The sequence below is a fragment of the Helicobacter mehlei genome (assembly GCF_007280785.1).
Taxonomy (GTDB): Bacteria; Campylobacterota; Campylobacteria; order Campylobacterales; family Helicobacteraceae; genus Helicobacter; species Helicobacter mehlei.
Map to the genome: position 1 here is coordinate 1 of NZ_VKGC01000037.1, position 4,140 is coordinate 4,140.

The 4,140-nt window shown below is 44.8% G+C and carries 3 protein-coding genes, 1 other RNA gene and 1 pseudogene; 1 reads left to right on the forward strand and 4 read right to left on the reverse strand.

The features are described from left to right. Nucleotides 1–141: 141 nt before the first annotated feature. Nucleotides 142–1,170 (forward strand): annotated as a pseudogene (locus tag FNE76_RS07875) (glycosyltransferase family 8 protein); the annotation flags it as partial. 20 nt (nucleotides 1,171–1,190) lie between these two features. On the opposite strand, the gene FNE76_RS07880 reads toward FNE76_RS07875, so the two are convergent. The 4 genes from FNE76_RS07880 to FNE76_RS07895 form a co-directional block, all read right to left on the reverse strand. Then, a complete protein-coding gene (locus tag FNE76_RS07880; RefSeq protein WP_104640905.1) occupies nucleotides 1,191–1,514 on the reverse strand; it encodes a hypothetical protein in 324 nt (107 codons plus the stop codon). Then, nucleotides 1,514–2,383, reverse strand: a complete 870-nt coding sequence (gene rsmH, locus FNE76_RS07885) for a 16S rRNA (cytosine(1402)-N(4))-methyltransferase RsmH (RefSeq protein ID WP_120947959.1) — start codon at nucleotides 2,381–2,383, stop codon at nucleotides 1,514–1,516. Before rsmH ends, FNE76_RS07880 begins: the two co-directional genes overlap by 1 nt. 8 nt (nucleotides 2,384–2,391) lie before the next feature. Further along, nucleotides 2,392–2,716: RNase P RNA component class A (gene rnpB, locus FNE76_RS07890), an RNA gene on the reverse strand. A gap of 46 nt (nucleotides 2,717–2,762) precedes the next feature. After that, nucleotides 2,763–4,140 (reverse strand): vWA domain-containing protein (locus tag FNE76_RS07895; RefSeq protein ID WP_235895376.1); only part of this gene is annotated, 1,378 nt, incomplete at its 5' end.

The window sequence follows — 4,140 nt, forward strand, 5'->3', positions numbered from 1 at the left end:
ACGGGCAAAACCCCCGCCCGTTTTTTAACTTTTTCTCCCCCCAGCCCCCCTTAAACACCCGCCACAGGGGGCCCCCCCCCCCCCCCCCCCCCCCCCTCTCTCTCTTGCAGTGCTCCTCTTGTAGTCCCTGTTGTCCTTAGTTTTGACTCTGTCTATGCTATCGGTGCAGCGGTAGCTCTGTATTCCTTGCTCGAGCGTGCTAGCAAGTTTCAAGAAGAGACTCCAATTATCTACAATTTACATTGTTTGGTTAAAAATGTGAGTGCTGAGGTGCAAACTAAGCTAAAAAATACCATCTCTCCTTTTGCTGAGCATACCCAGCTATTTTTCCACCCCATTGAGGGCTTGAATCAAAGTTTAGAAGGTTATTTGGCCACTTGCATGGCTGATCGTTATGGGATAATGATTCTTTACCGACTCCTCCTCCCCTCCTTATTCCCCCAATATGACAAAATCCTTTGCGTGGATGTGGATACGGTGTTCTTAGGCGATGTTGCCCCTACTTATTTTATTTTAGATGACAAACCAGAGTATTGTTTAGCGATGGTGAGTGCGCAAGATATGCACTTAGCCAAATATGGTGGCTATGGGGCTTTTGTAAGCTATTACCAACAAGCATGCCAGTCCTTAGGCATTGCCAATGATTTTAATGAGCAAGAATGGAAACGGCACTATGAGGGTTATCTATCGGGTTTTATGTTGGTCCATTTGGAGCGTTGGCGGGCACAGAATTTAGAAAAAAAATGTATCGACTTTTTGAAAAAACGCGGGAAGGCGTTATTTGTGCCTGAAATGGGCGTGATCAATCTTTTGCTCTATGAGCAAGTTTTGGAATTGCCCCAAACACACTGCGCCTCATTTGAATACCAACCGGATCTTTGTGCCACGCAAGAGGTCGTGATGCTACACTACTACGACCCTAAGCCATGGGATATTGAGCGAGGGAAGTTACTCGATTCTTACTTTTGTCATAGAACCAATCCATGGATACAAACCCTCTTGCACACACCCTTTAGATTTGAATTTTTAGAAAAGTGCTGTAACACTTTTGAGATTAATTCGGAATTAGATGTGCAAACTTTCCAGCGGTGTGTGCCCATGTCGTTTATCAAAAAATACCTTTTGTTCCGCATCCAACAGAAACTAGGTAGGTTGTTTGGGAAAAAATAGCACCAAGACAAGTCCCAAACTTAGGGCATGTTTTCAATGGTGTATTTAAAGCGTTGTTTTTCAAGTTCTAGCTCTAGGCGATGTTTTTCCTCTTTGAGCAAATTTTCCTGAGTCTTGAGCTTTTGGATTGATTTGCTGGTGTAGTAGATATTATTTGTCAAATAAATTTTAGGCGCAAATAAGACCAACACAATCACCAAAACGCCCAATACACGCCACAACAAAGAGAGGGGAATTCCTTGTTTCACCACTTCTTGATTGAATAAAGCATCGCGTTCTTTTTGGCTGGTACGTAAGCGGCGTTCCTCTAAGGGGTGTTCTACATCCATGCTTGTTGTTGTCATCAAAAACCTTGAAAATAAAAAATACGCATTTTAGCACTCCGCGCTCTAGGGTTGGTGTTTAATTCTTGGGCACTTGGGGTGATGGGTTTTTTAGTGGCACAGATTCCCCAAGACTGAGCATACTCCCTAAAGGTGTGCTTGACTTGGCGATCCTCTAAAGAATGAAAAGAAATCACGGCTAATACAGCTTCTTTTAGATTTTTGGCACACTTTAAGAGTGTGTGTAAGTTTTCCATCTCAGAATTAACCTCCATGCGAATCGCTTGGAAGATCAAAGTAGCAGGGTGGAGCTTGCTTCTGTGGGCGTGTTTGGCTAAAAAGTCGGCTAAATCCTGTGCGCTCTCAAAGGGCTGTTTATGCCGTCTATTAGCGATCAAAGAGGCGATTTTTTTATATTCACGCACCTCGCCTGCTTGCAACACCCGCTCCAAGTGATAAAGGCTGTAGGTATTCACCACTTTAAACGCATCCAAAGATTGGTCTGTATCCATGCGCATATCCAACTGCTTGGAATGGAACCCAAAGCCCCGATGGGGGCTATCTAGTTGCCAAGAACTCACCCCCAAATCGGCTAGCACGCCTTTAATGCAAAGAGAGGGATTTTCTAAAAGAGAGGGCAATAGCGTAGCAAAATTGCCATGCATGAAGTTAAAACGATTGCCATAGGGGGCTAGTTTTTCTAAAGCCTGCTCTTTAGCCTCTAAGTCCTGATCGATCCCTATGATGTTTAAATGAGGGTAGGTTTCTAATAAAGCCAGAGTGTGCCCGCCCAAGCCCAAAGTGCAATCGATCAAAATAGGCTGGGGTGTTGTTTGTATGATTTCTTGAAAAGCTCGAACCACTTCTTGCAATAAAACGCTTTGGTGCATGTTGTCCTTTATGGTGCATGGGCATAAGCCGAGTTCTGTCGTGGGTGGTTATTTATCTAGGATGAGTTTTACAACCCACCTCTTGCGAAGTGCCTAAACTTAAGACCTTACCATACACTTCTTGCTACAGATTGGGTTTGCCTAAGTCCGATCCTAATTGCTTAGGACGCGGTGGGCTCTTACCCCACCTTTTCACCCTTACTCTCAACGAGCGGTTATTTTCTGTGGCACTTTCCCTTAGCTCACGCTAGCCATCTGTTAAATGGAATCCTGTCTTATGTAGCTCGGACTTTCCTCTTTGGTTTGATCCAAAGCAACCACCGCCCATGCAACCTATAATTATAGCCAAAATTAGCTTAAGGCCCACAAATAGGATCAATCACGCCCCCAAATCGTTGCCTAGTTTGCACAGCACGCGGATATTTTGGCTACGGCTATCATAGACCCAGTGTTTATCAAAGGCGCGTTTTGCCCCCGAGTTGCCATTGACATCGAGCAAATAAAAGCGGTTTTTATCTTGGCGTTTGTTTTGCATTTGCCTAGCAAGGTCGCCCATGTTGGTGTTGGTAAAATAGCCATCTGAGATCACCAAAAGGTCTGCATTCTTATAGTTTTCTCTTTCCATCTGCTCTATGCCCTGCTTGATGGCTAAATCCACATTTTCCCAGCCACCCCTAAAACTAAAGGTTAAAAAGTTGTTGAGCCTAGCCATCCAATCCCCACCGCTCAAATCTACAGCTGTTGTCCCCTCGCTAAAATTGATCAAATAGCACGCCCGTTTTTCTCTCTTGGCATGCACGCTCAAAAACAAAGTGAGAGCCTTAACAATGAGTTCAGGGTCGCCACTCATCGACCCGCTGGTATCCACGCAAATAATGATAGGTCCTTTCTCTCCCTCTTTTTCCTGCTCCTTTTCTATCTCTACCTCCACTTCCTCTATCCCCTCCAAATGGTGATCAATATAACCCTGCTTCTCAAAGCAAAAGAGGCGTTTTTCTGTAAATTTCAGGTAAAACAACACCTCCAAATCGGGGTCATCTAACAGGGCCAATTCTTGAGGGATCAAGTTTTCTAAATCATGACTCAAATGAATCCCACAAATTTCCTCTTTATAATCTCTAGTAGGGTGGTGTTCTGTATAGGCGTAAGTGCGTTGCTCCTTGATCACCTCCTTAATCATTTCTTGTTGCATCTCTTTCATGCGCCCCAGCAGATCGCAGATTTGCATTAAGACTTTATTGTTTTTGATTCGGGCAAAGAGGGCTTTAATTTGGGCGAGGTTTAGGCGTGTGAGGCTTAAGCCCACAGAAAAGGCATGCCCTCTATGTTGGGTCTTTATATCCGTATCCAAGCCCTCTAAATTTTCTAAGGCGCGTTTTTGTGCCTGTTCATCGCCCAAGCCCTCTAAATCTAGGGATTCTAGGGCTAGCCCCTTAGCGTCCATAAATAACCCACTTGTGCCAAAAAGTTCGGGGGATTGCTTGGCTAGCTGTTTTGCCTGCCATAGAGCCTTAAACCATGCACGCATGCGCTCTAAAAAATCCTGCTCCATTTTGGCTTGCGTGGCGTGTTTCCATGTGGCGATCTTATCCTCCAACACCCCCTGCCACTTATCTAAAATAAAGCGGTGCAAAGTGGCGTGATCTTCTGGGGTTTTAAGCCCCTTTTCTTGGGCGTGGATATATCCAATAACGCTCGGTGTCCCAATACTCCTCTGTTGTGGTATAAGCCTCCTTGCCCCAATAAGAAGTGTCGCG